The sequence below is a fragment of the Vibrio sp. vnigr-6D03 genome (genome assembly GCF_002835515.1).
Taxonomy (GTDB): domain Bacteria; phylum Pseudomonadota; class Gammaproteobacteria; order Enterobacterales; family Vibrionaceae; genus Vibrio; species Vibrio penaeicida.
This window is the reverse complement of record NZ_PIZL01000024.1, coordinates 98003-121247: the sequence shown is the minus strand read 5'-3', so window position 1 is coordinate 121247 and position 23245 is coordinate 98003. Positions and strand designations below refer to the sequence as shown.

The window sequence follows — 23245 nt, the reverse complement described above, 5'->3', positions numbered from 1 at the left end:
ACGAATGAACACACTAGACGATGATTTTGATACAGATCTAATGGCCGAATTAATGGCTTTGGATGAAGATAACGAACTTGTTGAGCTTCCAGACATACCTGAAGGAACAAGCTTTCCGTTGACCGATATTCAACGCGCTTACTTCATGGGTCGAAGCTCACAACTCACCCTCGGTGGTGCGGCTTGTCAGTTCTACTATGAGCGAGTTTGCGACGAATTGGATGTACCGCGATTTATAAAAGCCGTGCAAGACACTACTCATCGTCATCCCATGATGCGGGTTGAAATACTCTCTAGTGAGAGCCAAGTTATTCGGCCGCTGACGGAAGCATTGTCCGCACCCGAGCACGATCTGAAAAGTGCCTCTGAAGAGGTTGCGCAGGAACACCTTTCAGATACGCGCCAGAGGCTGTCTCGAGATCTGCCAGAACTGGATAAATGGCCGCTATTCGACTTAGAGTTCACACACATGCCGTCTGGGGAAACCCACATTCATTTTCGTTTTGATCTCATCAATACTGACCAACAAAGCATACTCTTAGTACTTAAAGACATCGCCGCGCTCTATGAAGATCCGGATACACATATTGCTGCTCCTGAGCTTACTTTTCCTCAATACCTGGCGATGTCGGCACCTTCTTCAGAAAAACTTGAAGCGTCGAAAAATCACTGGCGTTCACGCGCCAAAGACCTACCGCCGGCCCCTGTATTACCTCTGATTAACAGTGTAGAGGAAGCGGGAGTACCGCAATATGAGCGTATCTCTAAATACATACCAAACGAACGCTGGTCCATTCTGAAAAACATCGCGCAAGAGAGTGGGATCACCATATCCTGCCTGTTGCTAGAGTGCTTTGGTCAATCTTTGGCACGTTGGAGTGAATCTTCTCATTTCACGCTAAATATGACGCTTTTCAACCGTGAAGCGATACACAATGACGTACCTCGAGTCGTGGGCGATTTCACCACTACCATGCTGTTTGATATGGATATGACAGCAGATAACCAAACTCGAGAGAGCCGAATAACCGACATCCAGAAGTCGTTATGGCGTGATCTAGAATTTAACGCCGTGAGTGGCGTTGAAGTCATGTCTATGATGGCGCAAGCACAAGGGCACCTTGATATTCCTCTGATGCCAGTCGTAGTTACGTCTACGCTGTCACAAGACGCCAGTTCACTAATGACGGTAATGGATGACCTTCCCGGCAGACCCGTTTTAAGTACGGCTCAAACACCTCAGGTGATATTGGATAACCTTCTTATTGAAGAAAACGGCCAATTGGCAATTCACTGGGATATTTCCGTCAATGTGATGTCTCTGTCAGTAGCCAATGCACTGATGCAAGATTACTGCACTCAGATTGATGTCATCATCGATAATCCGGAAGTTCTCAAAAATCCATTTTCATTTAATGATCCAAGTGATGCACATCTAGAGCCCAATTTACCAAAGGTAAGCCAAGCGCAACGTTTGAGTGACTTATGGTTGGAGAACCTAAGTTCCACGGCATCCAAACCCGCCGTTATTCAAGGCAATGAGAGCATTACCCATCACGATCTTGCGGAGAAAGTAGCTGGATTAATCGAAGGGTTGAAGGCTCGATATGTCGAAGAAGGCAGTAAGGTCGCTCTGATTTTTAATAAATCAATCAATCAAATTGCAGCGACCTTAGCATGCAGTACGTATGGGGTAACGTTTGTACCAATCGATGGTAATCAGCCCAATTCTCGTCAGATACAAATTTTGCAGGATTTGGAGCCAACTCTGATCTTGCATAGCGGCGTCGATCCAGCCGTACTTTCAGAACATCCATCTTGGGATATCAGTCAGCATGAAATCGCCAGTAGCGATATTCTTCATCACTGTTCAGGAGCGAAGCCTGATTCTCTTGCCTACATACTCTATACGTCTGGCTCCACGGGTATGCCAAAAGGGGTCATGATTCAGCACGATGCGGCACTGAACACCGTACTCGATATCAATCAACGCTTTAACATAACATCGACTGATCGAGTCCTTGCCCTGTCAGAGCTTCATTTTGATCTCTCTATTCAAGACATTTTCGGTACGTTAGGGTGTGGTGGCGCGATAGTATTACCGGAAATATCAGGTAAGCACGACCCGTCACATTGGGCACAATTATGCCACCGCCATCAAGTCACAATCTGGAATACCGTACCCGGTTTATTTGAGATTTATCTCGATTACTTGGAAACCAACCAAGTGCCGCCACAACATGAGTTGAAAAACATTATGCTCAGTGGTGATTGGATAGGTCTTACGTCACCGCAACGCGCTAAAAGCTTCTGGCCTAAAGCCCGCTTTTACTCACTTGGTGGTGCCACCGAAGCGTCCATTTGGTCTATCTATTTTGAAGTTAATGAAGTCGATAGTGAATGGCAAAGTATCCCATACGGAAACGGGCTGGGTGGTCAGCAAGTTTTCGTACTGACACAAGATCTTGAAATCGCGCAGCCAGGATGTATAGGCGGGATATACATTGCAGGAAAAGGGCTAGCGAATGGGTATTTCAAAGACTCAGAAAAAACCGCCGCCGCCTTTTTCAACCACCCTCGCAGTGGGCTTCCTCTTTACTGTACTGGTGATCTTGGTGCCTATGATAAAGATGGCGTGATTCAGTTTCATGGTCGAGCCGATGGACAGTTGAAAATTAACGGGTTCCGTCTGGAAATAGGTGAAGTAAGTCAGGCGATCAACGGATTAGATGGCATTCAAGATTGCCGCGTGTTACCCAAAGGGGAAGGGACTCGAAAGAGCTTAGCGGCATTTGTGAAAGCAGAAAGTGAGACGCTTTGTTTAGAGTCATTAAAGGAAACGTTAGCAGAGTACCTGCCCCATTACATGGTGCCGAGCATATGGCACCAAGTCGAAAGTTTCCCACTCACCTCCAACGGGAAAATTGACAACAAAGCGCTACTGGCACTCACGGAAAAAGCTCCTACGCACCGCTCATTCAAACCAAACAATGACCTAAGTGAACAGGTCTGCAATATGGTGGCGGAAGTTCTCAAGCGCGAGCAGGTTCTGCCAGATGACAACCTTGTCGCCCTTGGTGTGACATCACTAGAGCTGATTGCATTAGCCAGCCGAATACAAAAATTTTCAGGCACGCGCCCACAATTAACCACACTAGCTCGTACTGTTGCCATACCGGATCTAATTGAACTGGTTGCTGAGCTGCTGCCTTCTTCCAGTGGTAATACAAAAGGGAAATCAATTTGGCCGGGTGAAGAGCAGGTTCAAGATTACTTGGAGGAAACCCCAGTCATTTTGGATGCTCTTGAGCGTCGCTTGTTCAAAACGCGTCATCGCGCTCTCGATGACAAACATGCCATCAATCTACCCGATACTGGCAACGTACCTGACGCTTCAAGACGCAGTGCACGTGCATTTAGTTCGACGCCTGTCACTCAACTCGCACTTTCCCAAATGCTCGATGCGCTTCGAGTTTACTGGTGTAACAACAACCAATACCGCCCTTATGCTTCTGCTGGCGGAATGTATCCAATTCAAACATACCTTCTTGCTTACCAAGTCGAGGGGCTAGAAAAAGGCACGTATTTATACGATCCCCATTCACATAAATTGCTGCCTCGGGGAAATACCCCCTTGCCTCAGATAGAAAACCTCAGCGCTGGCAATAAGGAATGGATTGGAGACGCGCATTTTGTTTTGGCTTTTGCCCTCAATTTGCCAGATATCGTACCGCTTTATGAAGGTTCAAGCCTACCGTTTGGGCTCATTGAAGCGGGTTCAATGGCGCAGTTGGTCGACAACTATGCGGCAAACGCAGGGATTGGAACTTGTCATATCGGCGATTTATCTCCTTCGCAAATCAATCAATTATGCGGTCTGGAAAAAGAGCAAATTTACGTTCACGGATTAGTGGGCGGTACCTTAACAGACGAAATGCTGACGCAACGTGATGCCAACAATGCCACTTTCAATATTGAATTAACTGAGGAAACGCTATGAGCCTGGAACAACTCCTCGATGATTTGGATGCTGCTGCCATACAGATTTGGGTAGAAGAAGGACAACTAAAATTCCGAGCGCCTCCCGGGGCACTGAATGAGCACCTTCGCGCTCGTTTGATAGAAATGAAACCCGTATTATTGCAGCGACTTAGCGACAATGACAAAGGCAATGACGCCGAGCGATTCGAACCGTTTCCTCAAACACCGATTCAGCAAGCTTATATGATTGGTCGGACCGACGCGTTAAGCCATGGCGGAATTGCCGCAAACAGCTACATTGAATTTGAACGCACAGACTTAAATATTGAATTCGCGGAAGCGGCACTGAACCAAGTCATCGCATCTCATGACATGTTAAGGACTGTACTCCTTCCCGATCGCCAACAAAAAGTGCTCCAAGAAGTACCGAGTTATGGCATTCCAGTGACCGATTTAATTGGTCACAGCCCTGAGCAGCAGGAAGCGGAGCTCCAACGCATACGCAAAGCTCTCTCAGAGAAAGTCCGAGATCCTGAGCAGTGGCCTCTATTCGATCTGCATATTAGCCGCACTGATCAAGGCATTCGACTGCACTCTTGCGTTGACTTAATCGTACTGGATGCGTGGAGTTGCCAACTGTTCTTCCAAGAATGGTTTCAACGTATTGAAGGGCAAGAGCCTAGCCCTGCACCGAAACTGCGTTTTCGCGATCTGATGGTCAGCCAATATGCGAGTGACAAAAGTGACGCAATTCATTATTGGAAAAAAGCGCTGACCACCCTGCCAGATGCCCCTAACCTACCTGCCCCCTTTAAGGGAAGGCGCAGCACAGGGCAATTCAAACGCTTCCATTATCACCTACCTGAAAAGGAGTGGGCAGCATTTCAAGCAACTTGCCGCGAGCACAAATTAACGCCCACCAGCGCACTGGCCACGGTATTTGCGAACAGCTTGTCCTGTTGGAGTGCCAATGAAGACCTAACACTTAATGTCACCTTGTTTAACCGCCCGCCTGGAGACGAAGACATTAATCGCGTATTGGGTGAGTTTACCAACACCACATTGCTCAGCTTCGACAAAATGAACCTTAGTTTCGAAGCACAGGTAGGCAGGACGCAAAACCAGCTACTTGAGCGTCTTGAACACAGTGACTTATCTGGTGTGGAGATTGTTCGTGAGTTGGCAAGACAACGAGCGGACTACAGTAAATCCCTGATGCCTGTTGTTTTTACAAGCTTGCTTATCGGAGAAGATGGCGCACCACAAAAATCCCTAGGTTGGGAACAGGTTTATGGTATCAGCCAAACACCACAAGTCACACTCGATCACCAGATATACGAAGAGCATGGTGGGATAAACCTGAATTGGGATGTGGCTGAATCAGCGATTGATTTAGATGCCGCAGAAGAGGCGTTCAATCACTATCGTTTGCAGATTGATGCTTTAGCCAATCAACCAGAATCTTGGCGACAACCGTTATCCAGAGCTCTGCCAGTATCTCAGTCAAAGGCGCGAAATCGTATCCACGCTAAAAATGGCGTTCTCCCCACGGGTGGACTCACTGATGATTTTTGGTTGAATTTACCCAAAACAGCCACACAGCCTGCCATTTTTAGCCCAGAGGGTACGTTGAGTTACGAGCAATTGGCTTGCTGGGCGGTATCCATCAGCGAGAAATTGAAAGCTTGCGGGGTGTCACAAGGTGACCGTGTACTTATTGCTATGGAGAAAAGCCCAAAGCAAATCGCCGCCGTGTTGTCCGTTCTTTACCTGGGCGGAGTCTACGTGCCCGTATCTCCAGACCAACCCCGAGCACGTATGCAGGCCATATGCGAACAATCCGCCCCGAAAGCGGTACTTTGCAGCGCCTCTTTAGAACTCGACACCGTCCCAGAAATTGTTGTGTCGCCCCCTAGCGATGACACCTCTCAGCCACTAGACAATCTGGTAAGGCAACGCTGCCCATTACAGGCAGAGCAACCCGCTTATATCATTTTCACATCAGGCTCGACAGGCATACCCAAAGGCGTCTGTATGCAGCATGGCGCGGTGTTGAATACACTCCATGATATGCAGCAACGCTTTGGTTTTCAGCCCTCAGATCGAGTGTTTGCGTTATCCAACCTTAGCTTTGACCTTTCAGTTTACGACATCTTCGCTACCTTAAACTTTGGCGCTGCATTGGTGCTGCCTGCTCCTGACCAAGAGCGGAATCCGGAACACTGGGCAGACATGATGAGCCAATATGGCGTTAGCATTTGGAATTCGGTTCCCGCGCTGTTGCAAATGCTGATCGTTTGGTTGCGTAACGCTAACCGCAAAATGCCGCCGAGCCTCAGGTTGGCGCTTGTTAGTGGTGACTGGGTTCCAATGACTCAGGGAGCAGAGCTGAAAGCGCTGTCAGAAGCAAAGTTAATCGCATTGGGCGGTGCCACTGAAGCCGCCATCTGGTCGAACTGGCAGGACGTGGCTGAGCAAACAGAAGACTGGCTAACGGTGCCCTACGGACAACCATTATCTGGGCAATATTATCGTGTACTGGATACCTATGGCGCAGACAGACCAAACCTTGTGCCAGGAGCGCTGTATATCGGCGGTCTAGGATTGGCTCGCGAGTATTGGCAAGATGAAGAAAAGACATCGTCTTCTTTCATACTCAATCCATCCAGTGAGTATCCATCAGAACGGCTATACAAGACTGGGGACTACGGCCGATTCTGGCAAGATGTGACCTTGGAATTCCTTGGGCGCCGCGATCAGCAAGTGAAGATTGGAGGGCATCGAATTGAGCTGGGTGAAATCATCCACGCCCTAGAAAGTCACCCTGACGTTTCGCGAGCCATTGCAATTGTTCGAGATGGCACGTTGTTGGCCTATGCGGTGACCAGCGTGAATGAAACGTCACTTCAGCAACATTGTGCCCGTTTATTACCAAACTACATGCTGCCTAAACGCATCGGTACGCTCACCAAACTGCCACTCTCCGCAAATGGCAAAGTGGATACAAAAGCGCTCCCCGCTCTATCAGCCAAATCGATATCAGCCAAATCGATAAAACCCGCCAAAAGCCGCTCTCGAAAAGATAGCTTGGTTGCAAAAATCCTTAAAAGAAAATTGGGCATTAAAAATCTCGATCCCCAAATGAATTTCTTTGAGCTTGGCTTATCTTCTGTCGATTTAGTCGAGGCTCATGGTCAATTAAATGCAGAGCTGCCGTTCGATGTACCGGTCACGGATCTTTTCACCCATACGACGGTCAGTGCCTTAGACGCGCACATCGCAACCTTAGTTGAACAGCACTCATTAGGTCAGCCCGCATGAATAAACACACGTTTTTGCCGCCGCTGGGAGTGTTAAAAGCAGCCCAATCCACTCTCGCCTTTCCAATCAAGATCTCTGAATTTGAGGACGTAGACCATCATGTATTCTAAAAAGCGTCAATTGCTGGAACAAAAATGCCCAGACTTTCCTCCTGAGTTAATTGAGCATTATCGCTCTGAAGGATATTGGTTAAACGATACGTTTGACGTTTCTCTCAAAGAGATTGCGAAAAAATACGGTGACAGACCAGCGCTCACTGAAGGCGATGTAACGATATCGTACGCAGAATTGTCGGCTCGAGTAGAGAGCTTGACCCACGGTTACCTCCAGCTAGGTTTGCAGCCGGGTGATGTTGTCGTCGTGCAGCTTCCCAATAGTATTCGTTTCGTGGAAAGCCTTTTCGCGCTTACTCGAATCGGCGTTGTACCGGTTCTTGCACTGACGGCATACCGCAAGCTGGAAATTGAGCAATTCTGTCGATTTACTGGTGCAAAAGCTTACATTGTTTCCGATCAATTCGGGGGATTTGACTTTCGTAAGCTCGCCGCCGAATTGCAGGCAGAACTTCCCGAACTAGCACATGTCGTGGTTGACGGAATTCCAGATAGCCATCAAATAGGATTCAGTCAGCTCAATACTACCCCCACTGATTTACCTGAAGCGCCAACGCCCCATCAAGTGGCTGTCTTTCAAATTTCCGGTGGCACAACGGGTATTCCAAAGCTGATACCTCGCCGACACCAAGAATATCTGCACAACATGCGCTGCGCGGCTAAGGCGAGCAATATCCACTCAGGCAGTGTGTACCTTTGCGTTCTCCCTATTGCGCACAACTTTACCTTTGCTTGTCCGGGCATCATGGCAACTCTGCTTGAAGGTGGTCACGTCATCATTACAAACAGCCCAGAGCCCGAACATTGCTTTGATTTGATTCAGCGCCATAACGTCACTGTGACCTCACTTGTTCCCCCTCTCGCTCAAGTCTGGGTAGCCAATGCGCAACCACAAAAGCTGCAAAGCTTGCAGGTATTGCAAGTGGGTGGCGCTAAATTGGCGGAAGAGGCTGCCCGTCGAATTTCGCCTGCGCTTGGGTGCACCTTGCAGCAAGTGTTTGGCATGGCAGAAGGTTTGGTGTGCTTCACTAAACTGGATGGCAGCGCGGATCATATCTGTAAAACACAAGGCTACCCGATGAGTCCGGGCGATGAAGTAAGAGTCGTAGATAACGAAGGAAATCTCGTTGCACCTGGAGAGAAGGGGCTAATACAAGTTCGGGGACCTTATACCATGCGAGGTTATTTTGGCATGCCGGACAAAAATGCCGAGTCCTTCACGGCAGACGGTTTTTACGTTTCTGGTGATTTAGTTGAACAAGGCGAGGATGGTGCGATTACGGTTGTGGGTCGCCAGAAAGAACAAATTAACCGAGGCGGAGAAAAGTTGTCTGGTGAAGAGTTAGAAAATGTCCTGCTCGGTCATGACGGTGTGCTTGATGCCGTTGTCGTCGGCTTGCCAGACACACTACTGGGTGAGCGGATTTGCGCTTTTGTGATCCCAAAAATAGAAGCGTTGAGCACCTTAAAATTAAAACGCCACCTCAAAGAACAAGGTGTCGCAGCCTTCAAAATGCCTGATGAATTTCGCTTTATCGAACGATTCCCTGAAACAGGGGTCGGCAAGGTAAACAAAGTGGTCCTGCGTAAAAAGCTAAGCGAAGAGGTATGAACATGACCATCAAACTCACATCACGTGACATCGGAATTGACGCAGAGACTCCTGATGACTGCAAGTCTTTGGGCGATGTTCGCCAAGCCATCGACACGATAGACAAACAAGTCATCCAGTTGCTTGGTATGCGTAAAGGGTATGTTTTAAGTGCCGCGCAATTCAAAGAAACAGCCGAAGCAATACCCGCTCCAGAGCGAGTAGCGGCGATGTTGAAGGCTCGCCAATGCTGGAGTAAAGAGGCCGAGTTGTCCGAAGATTTCATCGTGCCCTTATACGCACAAATCATTCAGTGGTTTATCCAACAACAAACCCATTTCTGGCACAAATAGTATGAGGAATAAAATGACTAACCAAACGGAATTACACAGTTGGAGCCAGAATCGCTTGATTGGCTTTGCGGCAGAAGTGTTGGAAGCGGAACCCGACGAGTTCAGTACGACAGAAAACCTTATCGAATTAGGGTTGAGCTCCCTTACCCTAATGCGCCTATGCAGCCAACTAGAGCAAGACGGTATTCACGTCAGTTTTAGTGCAATGGCAGAAGCCGGTTCCATTGAAGGTTGGCAAAAAGTCATCGAAGCATCATTGGAAAAAGCCTACGAAACCGAACAAGTACCCACTGTCGTTCCATCAACAAAGACGACCACCGATACCTTCCCACTCACCCATGTACAGCGTGCTTACTGGTTGGGTAGAAACCCTCACTTTGAATTAGGTGGTGTCGCCGCCCACGGCTATCTGGAGATTGAGGCTGAGTCGATTTCGCCAGAACCACTGCAGGATGCGCTCAATAGAGTCATTACAGCGAACCCGATGCTTCGTGCCATCATTACTGAAGATGGTGAACAAAAAGTGCTTGAGCAGGTAGACGCCTACCAGATTCCTTTACATGACCATACTCACTTAGATGATGCGACAGCACATGAAAAGCGGGAAGATATTCGCGCAGATCTTTGGCAACAAGTGCTGCCCGCTGATCGCTGGCCACTATTTGAAATCCAGCTCAACCGTATGCCCCAAAACCGCTGGGTGATACACATTAGTTTCGACATACTCGTGTTCGACCTTTGGTCGCTAGAAATATGGGTCGACCAATGGTGGAATGCGTACAAGGATCCGACGGCACCCATTCCGACCACACAATCCCAATTCAGCGATCATGTCGAGCACTTAGTCGCATTACGAGAAAGTCCAAAATATCAGGCTGCCGAAGCGTACTGGGAAGAGCGATTAAAAAACTTTCCAGTGGGTCCCGAACTTCCGTTACTGGCAAGCCCAGCAGAATTCGGTATTCCTCAATTTGAACGCAAGCAAATTCGATTACAAAAAGAAACCTGGTTAAAAGTGCAGGAACAAGCAAACAAACGTGGCTTGACCGCTTCCGCACTACTCATGGCCGTGTATGGTAGGTTGCTGGCAGTATGGGCAACACAGCCTCATTTTTGTTTGGTAACAACCCTGTTTTCGCGCGACCATGCAAGTGAAGACATGTTAAGCGTGATTGGTGATTTTACTTCCCTGATGCTCCTAGAAATCGACTGCGCAGCGGCATCAAACATGAGTGAATTAGCCAAGGGCGTGCAGTCGCAACTTTGGCGTGATTTAGATCATCGAGCCTTAAGCGGTGTGGAAGTGCTAGCCAAGCTAGCAGCACGAGAAAATACCCCAGGGCGAGCACTTGAATCGCCGTTTGTGTTCACTAGTGCCCTCGGTACTGGACGAAGTTATTTGGATGCTTTTGGTCAATTTGGCAAGGTGGTCGATGCTGCCGTGCAAACACCTCAATTACTTGTCGATCACCAAGCGTTGGAAGAGAACGGCGACTTAGTATTGAACTGGGATTATGTTTCTCAGGCTTTTTCTGAGGATCAAGTTGCGAGCATGACACAAGTTCAACTGAGTTGGTTAACAGCGCTCGCGGAAAGCGATGCTTGGGAGACTTCCGAACTCTTTGCATCAACCGCAAGTAAATGGCAGCGAATTGAACAGAACTCGACCGACTGGCAACCTACCGTTCAGCACCAGTATTTACACGGACCATTCATTGAAAGCGCAACCCGAACACCAGATGCCATTGCGGTGATTAATGAAGATGTGTCGATCAGTTATCAGGCTCTCGATCGAGCCAGTGATGCATTGGGTTTACAGCTGCAAGAAATGGGAGCGAAATCGGGTGACTTTATTGTTGTCCATATGCCAAAAGGCTGGCAGCAGATAGTCGCTGTATTGGCGATACTAAAAACAGGCGCGACTTACGTGCCCGTGGATCCCAAACTGCCACCGCAGCGCGTTTCAGAAATTCTCAAGCAGACCACTGCCCAAACAATGCTGGTCGCTGACACAAACATTGATACACACGGACTGGAATCCATCACCGTTACCAAATCGATGCTGGAATTAAAACCCAGCGCCAAGCCAGTCAACTCGGCTACCTCTGAAGATCTGGCTTATGTGTTGTTCACTTCCGGTTCTACGGGAACCCCGAAAGGCGTCATGATTGAGCATCGTTCAGCGCTAAATACCGTTACAGATGTATGTGAACGAAATCAATTGCGCTCACTCGATCGTTGCTTGATGGTTTCGTCGCTATCTTTTGATCTTTCTGTGTACGATGTGTTTGGCATTTTAGGTGTCGGCGGAGCCGTGGTGATTCCTACCAATGAACGCGCCACGGACCCAGAACACTGGCATGAGCTGATTGTTCAAAAAGAAGTGACCGTGTGGAACTCCGTGCCCGCGTTATTGCAGCTTTACGTCGACTTTTTGAAAGGAAAGAATACGTTAAATAACTTAACGAGCTTAAGCCATGTGTTCCTTTCTGGGGATCGCATTCCGCTGGAACTGTGTCGAAGTGTCAAAACACACGCACCTCAATGCAATCTCGTCTCTATGGGAGGACCGACCGAAACATCTATTTGGTGTGTCGAGCACGTGGTCAAAGACATTGATCCCGCGTGGACATCGATTCCTTACGGAGTTCCTCTGTCAAATCACCAAATCCACATCCTAGACCACGCTCTGAATCCTCGTCCTGATGGGGTACCGGGTGAAATGTATATCAGCGGTCTTGGGGTAGGGCGTGGTTATTGTAATGATAAAGAAAAGACGGACGCGACTTTCATTACTCATCCCATCTCTGGTGAACGCTTATATCGAAGTGGAGACTGGGGACGGTGGGATAAGGAAAAAGGCTGGATCGAATTTCTTGGGCGCTCTGATGGTCAGGTTAAACTCAATGGACTGCGCTTAGAATTAGGGGAAGTTGAAACACTGATGACACGTCACTCAGAGGTCGATATGGCGTGTGCTCTTGTGGTAAGCGATGGAAGCAAAGGCGACCGATTAGTGGGGTTTGCCCGACGACAAACACCATCATTGACCGAAGCCGACCTGCAAAACTGGCTGTCCAGCCATTTACTGCCTTCGTTTGTGCCTGGGGTGATCCTCTTTTTGGATGAGTTTCCTTTAAACCCTAACGGCAAGATCGATCGTAAATCATTGCTTATCCATGTCCAAAAGGATCTGGGGAAAAGGTCGCAAAACCATCGTGCGGCAGGCGAAGAAGAACAGAAAGTCATGGCTATCTGGAGCGAATTGCTTGGCCACGACGTTGATGATCCTGAAAGTAACTTTTTCAGTGTGGGCGGGAATTCTTTACTCGCAACTCGACTGTCCACCATGTTGTCAGAGGTAAGCCCTACTCCAGTTTCAACAATCACAGTTTTTGAGTGCCCCACCGTATCCCAGCAAAGCCGTTTATTGCTCGGAAACGATACTGATACACCTGCTCGTTCGGCAAAAAACAATGCATCGAGTCGACGAGAAAGACAACAAAAGTTGAGGCGTCTGAGAAAAAGTAATTGATATACCCAAGTGGCCTCAAGGTGCAGGATTCAGAGCCTCATATTCTGTTTCAATTCAAGGAAAAGAACGCAGTGGAATGACGAGTCCTTTCCAAGTTCTATGACGAGGAAGTGAGGCAGAATATGGGCTCCCAAGGGCGAGTTTAACTGGCTTTCATACTGCGTTACCGATTCTTGATTTAGAATGACTAGATCTTCATCTCGGTGCCTTGCCTGAAAGCCAGTTAATTCTCGCTGAACCAAGCATCTTGAGGTTACTTGGGTATATAGCCAGAGCATACGATGCGTAAAAAAACAGAAGCTAAGTCGCTTCTGTTTTTTTATGGGGAGTATTAAATTCAGAGTTAACGTCAGCTTTTAACTTGCTCTAAAACGCTTTCCCCATAATTTTTTAAGCTAGTGATACCAATGGTGGGCACATATTCTTCAAGTACCGCAATCGCGCTAGGGTACTGAGTGGACATATTACCGAGGAGGTCCATAAGCTGCTTGATCACTTGCTGGTTCGTCTCTTCAAACAGCCTTTTCCTGTAGACACTAATGAATTCTTTCTGAGGTGTTGTATATCCCAAACCAGAGGATGCCAGCTCTCGTACTCTCTCATCTTCTGCTTTTAAAGAATCCAGCAACACCGATTGAGCCTCCAGTGTATTGACGAATCGAAGTGCGTTTACGGCAGCATGCCTGACCGATTTTTCTTCGTGATTTAGATAAGATTTAACCTTCTCTGTTTGTTTCGGAGAACCAATGTTCCCTATCACACTTAGGCTTTCGGCAATCTGGCTGGCATCGGTTGCTCCATCCAGTTCTTGGCTTAGCTTTTGGTAAATTTCATCCCCTCTGACTTGGTCTGAGTCCAGAAGATGGTTAGCCATACTGCCTAGCACCAATTTTGCCTGAACTTGATCTTCCCTTTTATATAGCGAGTTCGCCATTGCTGAAACAGCAGCAACGCTCTCTTTGGTTGGATTGGCTAAGAAAGCCAGTTTAAGCATGATGGCTTGCTGCTTAGAGATCGAAGAAGTATCGAGCACTCTCAGTAAGATGTTTTGCGCTTCCGGTGTGCCAATGTTCACCAACAGTGCACTCAACATCTGAAATGAAGGGTGATTTGCATTGTATAAACGGAGCCAACTTTCTATTTGGTTTAGCTCGCTAGGGTTAAGCGACACCCAAGCCCGAAGCTCAAAGAAGAGTTTCGAAAGAGCTTGGTTCCCCATAGAAGGAGTTGAACGCAGCCGACCACTAAAGCCATCTGGATCGGTGTTTGCCAACGTATTCGCGTACATTTGCTGTTTCAACGCCTGCTTTTGATATTCCCCAGACAGCGTATCCTCAATCACCGCACCTAAAAGTTCAGGCTTAGAAAGCCCTGTTTTAGACGTTGAGACAAAATGCAAAGTCAGATGCATATTTTCTTTCGCCATTAAACGATTAGCAGAGAATGTGCTTCTATCTCGGTGAGTTTCTATTGTTTCAATACGCTCAAACAACCGATTGATGGTGATGTCTGTTGTTTGATCCATACGAACTTGAGGGTTTGTTGGAATGAATTGCTTCGTCAGCATTAAATCAACAGAAGGGATAGAGTGCGCGGCAATCGAATACGACACATCGTAAGGTGACGTAAAGTCTTCTTCTTTGGTTTGCCAACGTACTTTACCGCGATTAGACAGCGACACCTGAAACTGGCTCATCCACTCTTTCAGAACTTGTGCATATTCCAAAAAATATTGTTCTTGAAACTGCAAGTCAGACAACTGACCCGCTCGATTCAGATGGCCTTTCACCACAATATCACTTGGCCAAACCCAATTGGTCTCCTCATTCAGGCTGGCTTTGAACGATTCAGCGTCAAACGTGAATTCAAGCTTGTACCCTGAAATCGTCTCCTCCAGCACGTGAATGTTCATTTTGCCTTTGAATTCATAATGAACATTCACTTGTGCGGCGATAAGGTTGGCAGCTTCGGCATAGCCTGATGCGTGCCCAGATGCCTCACTGACGTACTCTAACTGGTAAGTATAGGTTTCACCTGGTTCATAGCGAACTCGATATTCCTCTTCGGTACCTTTTACATACCCCAGTAAAATTAAAGCAACCAATGCCGAAAATACGACAAAATACAGCGTTACCTTTTTAGTCATTTTCTACCAACCTAGCCGTTTTTAGTGCAAGAACCCGTGTAGGCTTCGCAGCACATTTGAGTTATCTACTTCTTCTGAATACTCAGCATCTGTTCCAGCCGCAACCTCTGAGACTAACGGGCTTGAAGCGTATGCTGGTGAACTCACCGCATCCAATCGCCAATCGGCAGAGTTTCTCAGCATCACATTTTGACTGCGCGATTGCGCCAAGTTGTGATCTATCGTTGCCGCTAACCAAGATTCGTATTGCGTCAGGTTTTTATCCGCGGTATTGGCGTTCAATTGCAAGGCGGTTCGTTTTTGTGGAACCAATGCAACGGAAGCACTTTCCAGTTCTTCTTTCAGTTTGGCAAACGTATTTTGAACCCTAACTTGTGTTTTCGCACTGTAGTCATTCAGAGCAACATGTCTTTGGTAAAGGTTCACTTGCCCTTTCAAAGCCGCCGCTTCACGTCTGTCGGTTTGGTCAATCAAAGAACCCGTCATATGCACGCCATGATAGCCGTAGACCAGTTGCCAGTTCATGATGGATTTAGACCACGAATAGCCGCTGTAACTGTATAAGTTCTTCGATTTACGCTTAGATCGAATACAAGGGTAAGGGATTTTAATGAAACCAATTTTCTTTTTACAGATCTTAATCCAAGGGTATTCCACATACGCACTGATGCCACCACTCATGGCTCTGACTATCGCATCCGATGTCAGCCCCAATTTGAGGTACGGCTCGCCAGATTGCGCAAAGAAGACACCAGCCTTCCCTCGAAGAGGCACGGAGAAATTAAGCACGTCAATGGTTCCACGAACACCGGCTGACAACACTTTCTTAATGCCAACAGCACCTTCACCAAACGCACCGGCTTTCGCCATAGGTTGTAGCTCGGCATACACCTGCGTGAGGTAAAGACCCCAATTCAACTTCGCATTCGCACTGGCATACACACCGACAGAGACGTAAACAGGAATAGGCCCTATTGCAAATTGTTGTGTGTAATCGTAGGAGTAACTGTAACCATCCCCATTGCCAAGTAGCTCGATACTGTCTTTGATGATGCCATCATTTTTTAGCCAGTGTTTTTTATACAGCTGCATACCGAGAACTTGGATATCCACATTGCCTTCGAGTTTTTGTGGTCCTACTTCGGCTTGAGCATACGCTCCGATCGCGTTGTTTTCTTTATTGAAGATATACACGTCGGCTCGCCCAACCGCTATCGCCCATTGAACTTCTTCAGACCCCCTAATTTCGTAGTAAGCAGAAGCTTTCGTACCTGCCACGCTGCGCTTTCCAAGATCGAACCCAACCCAATCTTTACGCTTTTTGAGTACGAGATCTTCTCTTGTCGGCGGCTTAAAGGATTCATTGAAGCTGATGGTTGGAATATCTGGGATATCCCAATTCGCCGGTACAGCCAACCCTAAATCCTCAATCGTTTGTTTGATGAATTCAGGTGATGGCATGGTCAGTTTTATGTTCAACCCATCCAGCTCTAAAAACTCAGAGCCCCACTCCATGGCTTTAACTAAAGGCGACCAAGTCAGAATGCTATCGATGGCAGGCATATCAAAACCAATGCTCACCAACGCTTGATTGATTCTGTCTTCAATGTATGAAATCACAGCCTGAGCGGTGCCATTTCCAGTACCGCCGCCAACAGAAGCAATCAGTTTGTCTATGTCGACTTCGGTAACACCGTTCACCGTTTTCATTGGTAAACCCATGGCTTCATAGATGCTGTAGCCTAGTGCACACAATATCTTGTTGGTGTTGTTTGCCGCACGAATGTATTCATCAAATTTAGCCAAATCACCGGATTTTAGGCGAAGAGGCTTATCGGTGAACTCGCTAACTTTATCGTCGACCTTATCAGCAATGTGTCCATTAACCTTTTCAACTATTCTGTCGACATTGATTTGCGGACACATGCCAGGGTCGATGGCATCGAGACGACGCATTAACTCGCGTTGAGCATAAACTTCTAACGCATCCAGAAGCCTTTTTTGCATCATTTCTGGATCGTTAAACAGCTCATAAATATCGACGGGCAGTTGCTCAAAAGAATCATCCCTCATGCTATAACCATAAGGAGTAATCTGTGCTTCTAGCTCATTCGCCATGCCAATGTATTCGTTAATTTCGATACGTTCTGGCTCAGCTTGAGAAACAATATCCAGCAGCAGGTACGTTTTACCACTTTGAACATCGAGCTCCAATGCATCGTTCGGATCTTTTTCAGCTAACTCCTTAATTTCGCTTTCGGTAAACGGGATAAACTCTTTTGGTGTTCTATCACCAAGAATCAACTTAATGATTTCTTGCCCCGGCGACTCACCTGCATTTTGGGCGTACACATTCACTGAGCTAAACAGGGAGAATAGAATCAGTGCGCCGAATAATTTCTTCATTAAGGGAATCATTGCGTCACCTCCGAGAAAGGTGCTTGTGGAACACGAGAAAGCTGCGCGTGCAGATAACGCTGCTGATCAAGCGTCATTTTTTGAATGGCGGTACGGTCTAAACCGATAAGCGTTTTTAATAACGCACAATTGTATTTACGGTGGTTATCCGACACCTTACATCTTGGTGCGTATGTGGAAGCCGTGCGGCGATAGACATCATACAAAGTAATGTAATTGCGGCGCTTACTGGTTGCCAATGCACGCTTTGCATCCTGATACTTTTTGTCCATGAAGTTCAAACTTGGTTGTTTCAGCGATGCTTCTAATGGGCTGCTTAAAATGCGACTTCTGTCTAACTGATATTTTTTTTCAAACTCTGTGAAATAAGCGTCTGCTAAGAACCAATCTCTACGCGATTTGGATAGCACCAAAGAAGCGTATTTAGATGCTCTATCCACAGGCTCAGACACTAGGGCTTCAACAGCAAACAACTGCTTTAAGTTCGTGAGCGATTGAACCAGTTCAGGAAATTCTAGCTTTGATAGATTGATAATGGACTGCAAGACGTCACTGCTCAGTAACAGAGCGCTTTCGATTCTTTGCATTTTTTCGTGTGTGAAATTTTGATGTATATCTTCAAATGCACCGTGGGTCATCACGACATTGCTATTCAATGCAGGAATGGCGGCACTGAATTCTTGAACATAGTTGTTAGGATACTCTGGTATGTTCGTGAGTAGGCTCATCCCTCTAAGTGCACGTTGGCGAATGACGGTTGCTTCATCCATCGAACGATATAACTCAGTAAGCAGTGACGACATTTTGCTTTTAAATGCACCAGCATCTGATTTAGCTAACGTTTGATAGTCACTTAACTGACGGCGCAGTTCGTTCATCTGATTCATCCACGTATTATGGTTGCTATACCACTTCCCTACGCGATCTGCTACGCCTTGCTGCCCAAGATAATGTTCGTCTCTTGCCAATTTATATTGGCTTAATGATTGTAATAATTCGTCTATACGGTAATTAATTTGATTGAGTGACTTCTGCTGATTATCTAATTGCTCGGAGGTAATATTCGACGCGCCAACATTACTCTGAAATAAAGCCAATAGCAGAGCGACTCCAACTAGCCTAACTTTCATGTTATACCCAGTAAGAAGTGATTTATAAGAAATAAAAAAGCCACCTAACGTTCGTATAGGTGGCTGAGTTGCTTATAGTTGCGTTAACTTAGCTTGAAGTGCCTTGATTTTATCGCGCTCAATACTGCTCGCATTTCTGGCAACGTTTAGCGTGTGCTCGATAACGCTAATAAGAGCTAATACCTTTTTATCATTGGCATTTTTCATGTTCACAATAATAGGTTTTAAATCTGTTGTTGCGTTGTCTGAATAGCTGATATCCCCTGTAATTTGAGCCAAAGACACCAAGAAATTCCAATGCGCGTAATGAACCGTTTCATATTTCTTGTATCCCCATTCGTCATAGAGATAGTCGAAATCAAAGTTAAACAAGTTTTCGATACCTTCGACACCCGTTTCTTGGGCTAATTGACGAAGCTTATTGAAATTAGGTTTTGAGTTAACGGAGTCATGGAGCGCGGTTTCACTGACTAAGATGTATTCCAGTCCGCCCACATCAAACTCTGCTGGCACATAGCCTGCGGTAAAGAAGTCGGATACATAGACAGAATTGGCGATAATATCCCAGATAACTGAAAGCTCAGTGTTTATCTGATTATTCAAATCGTTACTGTTACGTAACAACGTGTTTAGAGATTGCCTTTCCACGATGAGACCGTTAGCTTCTGCTACCAATACGTCGGCAAGTTTCTCTAGTTCACCGATGTAATCAGTACCCCCTGTGATATCGAGGTTTACTCTCCAATACGGTTCATTCAGATCTTGGCTATTAACCACAGCAAACCTTACTGGGCTTGCTGCACATCGCTTCATGAAGGTATCAAGCACTTTAGGCTCAAAACCACCGACACCTGAATCGGATGCAACTCCGATTTGAGACAATTGCGCATCTTTGTATAGCAGTGGAATTTTAACCGATGGCACTGTTGTGTTTTCAACACAACTCATTTCGTAGTAGGTAGACGGTTTAACATCCGATTTAAATTGCCCAGACCACTTGTGATTCACAACCGGAGGGAACGGTGACAAGTTTGTTACCTCTGCAGGAATAAACGTTGTGATATCGCCAACTCGGATCGGCACCAATCCTAGGTTTTTAGAAATACGATTTTTCTTAATAACTTCTTTCAGTTCACCTTGATAATGAGCTTTCGGCACTTTGTAATTTAGGTCTGCTTGAAACGGAGTAACCACTAAATTATTACTTACGCAGGTTTCGATATTACCAGAGACGCTACAATGCGCGTTTCTGTGATAATACGTTGCCTTTTCAAATTGATACGGTCCACTTTCACATGTCACCACATTGGCAAATTTTCCAATTTGACCATTGAAGGATTCGTAAACAGCCGAACAGTTTTGAAGCTTTTTACTGACAGAAAATGTTGCTCTGTTTTGCCTAACACTTAGGTCACCCGCTAACTCTAACCCTTCTGGGTATAAAACAACGGAAGTTTGACTCGAAGACAATGTTTTACGCTTGGTAGGTAACGTATGACCACTCACCCAATCTTCCAAACTACAAGACCACTGGGCGTGGGCAGGATATTCATTAGACGTGAGCGAACAGGTATTGGCAGCGCTAGTGAAAGACACTGCTGATAGTACCGCACCGACGGCAAGGTATATGTTAGATAGTTTCATTTCCTAGCTTACCCCTTAAGCATTTGATAACTCTGAACGACAGGACTTCCTTGTTCGCACTTCTCAGAGACATGGAATTTCACTTTGGTTTTAGTAAACATTGCCGACGCGAGTACAGACAGTGTTTGCTGCTGAGATACATCAACTAAGACTTGATTCCCAGTGCAGTCGCTTTCGGTATTAATCGTGCTTGGTAGGACTACCTGACAAAAATCGCTGTCCATCGAACATTGAATATTGTGGATTTCACTGACATGTGTGCCACCTGCGCTTGCTCCTAATGAAACAAAGGCCAATCCAAATAAAGTTTTGAATGTCATTGTGCTGCTCCTATTTCTTAGCTGAACGCGACAGCACGCTAAACGAAGCAAGTTCAGGCAAAGAGTTATAGCAGCCTTCGGTAACGGTCAGTTCAACCTGATGCTCTGTCATCATTGCAGATGAAAGCAGTGCTAATGCCAGCTTTCCTTGGTCACTGCTCGAATCCCAGCCAATTTTGTTGGATGCACACTCTGAAGAACCAAATTGCTCATTGGCAATCGTTAGGGAACAGCTGTCTGTTGCTTGGTCGCACCCTAAGCTTTGAATGAGTACCGGAGGAAGACTTTGCGCAAATGAAGCATTTCCAAATACAGATAATGTCAGTGCTAGTAATAACTTATGTTTCATTTCTAAACCTATGTACGCTGTTAACAAACTTCGATGAATGGCAAGTGCCTTTCGGTTCACTCAGAAGCTATCCACTGAAAAATTATTGAGACGAGTCTCAAACGTTGTTTATAAATATAAAGATGGGAACGGCAGTGATATTGATATATAAGTCAGCACGCATACCAACCAATGCGCTTATGCTATCTTATAATTCTGAACGGATGTATTAGGAGAGAATGGCAATTCATAAGATTCTGAGGCATATCACTCTTTTGTATATGTACTAGAAATCCTATAAACAAAATACTCTGAAATAGAACAAATTTAACGTCAGCGTTAACGAATTCGAAACGTATTTCTTTGTTTTTAATTATGTTTGCAGGAAATAGATTGGTAAGAATGAAAAGTGGTATATCCCCAAGTGACCTCAAGGTGCTTAGATAGAAAGCATAAAGCCAGCATTGCGCTGACTTTATGCCTAACTTTACTAGCTCGCTTGGTTGAGCGTTGCCATGTTGTGTGGCTGCCATGGTGAATTGACCGATCTGGGCTGCTGCTGCATTCGCCACAGTTCTCGCTTACCACTTGTCGCTGGCACACTAATCAACGTGGAGTGATTATTAACCAGCACGATATCGCCTTTGTCCATTTCAATCTCGGTAAGAATCCGCGAATCAAAACAGATTTGGTTCAACCTTTCGCTGAGTTCATCAACGCAGTCATAAGACTTAGACGACTCAATGGTTGCATTGATAGGAGCAAGTACCTCCGACATCGTATGCTCGCCATTTTGCGCCCAACGAACAATATCTTGCTGGCTTGCCGGACACCGGAAAACGACTGGGTGAACCATCTTTTCACCGTTTGAATAATGAGCCTCAGGCGTATACCCAAGATGAGTATTTCTCAGTGCCTCACGTTCCTTTCCATCGATAGTGAGTGTCGCCAGGGCTGCATCAACGGCAATCATTGAATCTTTAGTTGCCGTGTTCTGATGGCAATACAGCGCAAATTCATTTGGCGTATAGTCTTCATAATTGTATTTAGTCTGGCTCACTTTCATGTAGGCAGGGGGACACATTAGATTCCAGTGTAAAGGCAAGGTGGTTTGCGCTTTTTGAAGCGACGTCATAATCTGCACGTTACCAAATTGCCATGGAATAACGGCGCCTCGTTCGCAATACCAGTTTTCCATTTCCGCCGGCTCATTAAATTGTGTAAAGCCTTTAAGCGTGACAGTACCAAACTCCTTCACCAAGTTATTCAGCTCTTTATTTAAAAGATCTGACACTGAGCAACTGCCATTAATGCACTCTAAAATGAGCCCTGATTTCTCTCGGCTTAATGTTGCTTTCATCTGTCTCAGTGCTTGTTCTGTCGCGTCTGTTCGAGCCGTTAGCTTAATGTAGCACCATGGAGTACCCTCGTAAGTTACCGACAAAACCGCACCTTTACCGTTGAGATGATTTTCTCGCGAGTCGATCACGTATTTTCCGCTAAGTGCATCAAACATGAGAGTACTGTGCCAAGGCGTTTTGAACTGGCGCTCATCAAAGAGAAACAGTGAATATTTTTTCCCGACCATAGGGTGCTCGTGAATACTCAGACGGATACATTCACCAAAATTCTGCTGCAAAAAGTTATCCAGCGCTTTTCCCTGAACCATCATTCCCTTGGCGATGTCCGCTAGGCGTTTGCGCCTATCTTTGTAAGAAAACGAAGACAAGATATGCTTCTGATCCTGATTCATAAACTTCTTTAAGCCTAGATAGGTACTGTTCATCTTGTTATTGCGTTTTTTCAGTTCTGAGAAATTATCCTCGTAGTGGCTATCCCCGAACTTGTGTTTCAGCCCTTGGAAATATTGCTCATCACTCAAGTCATCGAATGCAGGAAAATGCTCAAAGTTCACGACTTTCAAGCTGTCGCTACAGTTCATATTCTCGACCATTTTCCTCAAATCATCGGAGTAGTCGTAGTGATGCTCTAAATCGACAGAAATGTAATCGGAGAATGTGTGATAATCCGAAAAGACATAGAAGGTCACACCAGGCTCATAGACCGCTTGGATATCCCGAATGGCTTTCACGAATTTTCTTAATACTAAGTACTCCCCCATATCAGGCTTATGACCCAAGACTTTATCCAGATTATTGGTTTTGCATGGGAAAGCAGGCAGTAAGAGCTGAATTTGGCTTTCATTAGAAACAAAATTGCGTATCTGATTTTTTAGCTTTACTAAACCATCAAAACTGGCGTTCGTTTGAGCAAGAAGTTGGTTGAGCAATATAAAAGAAATATTCTCTACACATTGTTCACGTTGAATATCGAGCATGATTATCCCTTCAATTATTTATTAGAT

Annotated in this window: 12 protein-coding genes; 5 read left to right on the top strand and 7 right to left on the bottom strand. The window is 46.1% G+C overall.

What is annotated here, in order from left to right; genetic code table 11:
• Nucleotides 1-4 precede the first annotated feature (4 nt).
• From CW749_RS20110 to CW749_RS20090, 5 genes are all read left to right on the top strand, one after another.
• On the top strand, nt 5-4000 hold the full coding sequence (locus CW749_RS20110; protein WP_101114128.1) for a non-ribosomal peptide synthetase: 3996 nt from the start codon (nt 5-7) through the stop codon (nt 3998-4000).
• Nucleotides 3997-7302, top strand: coding sequence for a non-ribosomal peptide synthetase (locus CW749_RS20105; RefSeq protein ID WP_101114126.1), 3306 nt, complete (start codon nt 3997-3999; stop codon nt 7300-7302). The genes CW749_RS20110 and CW749_RS20105 overlap by 4 nt, the downstream gene beginning before the upstream one ends.
• Nucleotides 7303-7401: 99 nt before the next feature.
• Nucleotides 7402-9027, top strand: coding sequence for an AMP-binding protein (locus CW749_RS20100; protein ID WP_101114125.1), 1626 nt, complete (start codon nt 7402-7404; stop codon nt 9025-9027).
• A gap of 2 nt (nt 9028-9029) precedes the next feature.
• Nucleotides 9030-9359 (top strand): isochorismate lyase, encoded by a 330-nt coding sequence (locus tag CW749_RS20095; protein ID WP_101114124.1) that lies wholly within the window; start codon nt 9030-9032, stop codon nt 9357-9359.
• Nucleotides 9360-9372: 13 nt separating this feature from the next.
• Complete coding sequence (locus CW749_RS20090) at nt 9373-12894, top strand: non-ribosomal peptide synthetase (protein ID WP_180958453.1); 3522 nt, start codon at nt 9373-9375, stop codon at nt 12892-12894.
• Nucleotides 12895-13243: 349 nt separating this feature from the next.
• On the opposite strand, the gene CW749_RS20085 is transcribed toward CW749_RS20090, so the two are convergent.
• From CW749_RS20085 to CW749_RS20055, 7 genes are all read right to left on the bottom strand, one after another.
• Nucleotides 13244-15040, bottom strand: coding sequence for a HEAT repeat domain-containing protein (locus tag CW749_RS20085; protein ID WP_101114120.1), 1797 nt, complete (start codon nt 15038-15040; stop codon nt 13244-13246).
• Between the two features lie 21 nt (nt 15041-15061).
• Entirely contained in the window at nt 15062-17446 is a 2385-nt protein-coding gene (locus CW749_RS20080) for a hypothetical protein (RefSeq protein WP_145997867.1), read from the bottom strand.
• Nucleotides 17447-17454: 8 nt separating this feature from the next.
• Nucleotides 17455-18588: a hypothetical protein gene (locus tag CW749_RS20075; protein WP_101114117.1), complete on the bottom strand. Its 1134-nt coding sequence runs from the start codon at nt 18586-18588 to the stop codon at nt 17455-17457.
• A gap of 72 nt (nt 18589-18660) precedes the next feature.
• On the bottom strand, nt 18661-20232 hold the full coding sequence (locus CW749_RS20070; RefSeq protein ID WP_101114115.1) for a hypothetical protein: 1572 nt from the start codon (nt 20230-20232) through the stop codon (nt 18661-18663).
• 8 nt (nt 20233-20240) lie between these two features.
• Nucleotides 20241-20552, bottom strand: coding sequence for a hypothetical protein (locus CW749_RS20065; protein ID WP_101114113.1), 312 nt, complete (start codon nt 20550-20552; stop codon nt 20241-20243).
• Between the two features lie 10 nt (nt 20553-20562).
• A complete protein-coding gene (locus tag CW749_RS20060; RefSeq protein WP_145997866.1) occupies nt 20563-20901 on the bottom strand; it encodes a hypothetical protein in 339 nt (112 codons plus the stop codon).
• A 469-nt stretch (nt 20902-21370) separates the two neighbouring features.
• Nucleotides 21371-23218 (bottom strand): L-tyrosine/L-tryptophan isonitrile synthase family protein, encoded by a 1848-nt coding sequence (locus CW749_RS20055; protein ID WP_101114110.1) that lies wholly within the window; start codon nt 23216-23218, stop codon nt 21371-21373.
• Nucleotides 23219-23245: the final 27 nt, after the last annotated feature.

Excerpts from the sequence above, each read along its gene's own strand:
- CW749_RS20105 (WP_101114126.1), top strand. The coding sequence starts at position 3,997 with ATGAGCCTGGAACAACTCCTCGATGATTTGGATGCTGCTGCCATACAG.
- CW749_RS20080 (WP_145997867.1), bottom strand. The coding sequence starts at position 17,446 with ATGAAGAAATTATTCGGCGCACTGATTCTATTCTCCCTGTTTAGCTCA.
- CW749_RS20085 (WP_101114120.1), bottom strand. The coding sequence starts at position 15,040 with ATGACTAAAAAGGTAACGCTGTATTTTGTCGTATTTTCGGCATTGGTT.
- CW749_RS20110 (WP_101114128.1), top strand. The coding sequence starts at position 5 with ATGAACACACTAGACGATGATTTTGATACAGATCTAATGGCCGAATTA.
- CW749_RS20095 (WP_101114124.1), top strand. The coding sequence starts at position 9,030 with ATGACCATCAAACTCACATCACGTGACATCGGAATTGACGCAGAGACT.
- CW749_RS20065 (WP_101114113.1), bottom strand. The coding sequence starts at position 20,552 with ATGACATTCAAAACTTTATTTGGATTGGCCTTTGTTTCATTAGGAGCA.
- CW749_RS20075 (WP_101114117.1), bottom strand. The coding sequence starts at position 18,588 with ATGAAAGTTAGGCTAGTTGGAGTCGCTCTGCTATTGGCTTTATTTCAG.
- CW749_RS20090 (WP_180958453.1), top strand. The coding sequence starts at position 9,373 with ATGACTAACCAAACGGAATTACACAGTTGGAGCCAGAATCGCTTGATT.
- CW749_RS20070 (WP_101114115.1), bottom strand. The coding sequence starts at position 20,232 with ATGAAACTATCTAACATATACCTTGCCGTCGGTGCGGTACTATCAGCA.
- CW749_RS20100 (WP_101114125.1), top strand. The coding sequence starts at position 7,402 with ATGTATTCTAAAAAGCGTCAATTGCTGGAACAAAAATGCCCAGACTTT.
- CW749_RS20055 (WP_101114110.1), bottom strand. The coding sequence starts at position 23,218 with ATGCTCGATATTCAACGTGAACAATGTGTAGAGAATATTTCTTTTATA.
- CW749_RS20060 (WP_145997866.1), bottom strand. The coding sequence starts at position 20,901 with ATGAAACATAAGTTATTACTAGCACTGACATTATCTGTATTTGGAAAT.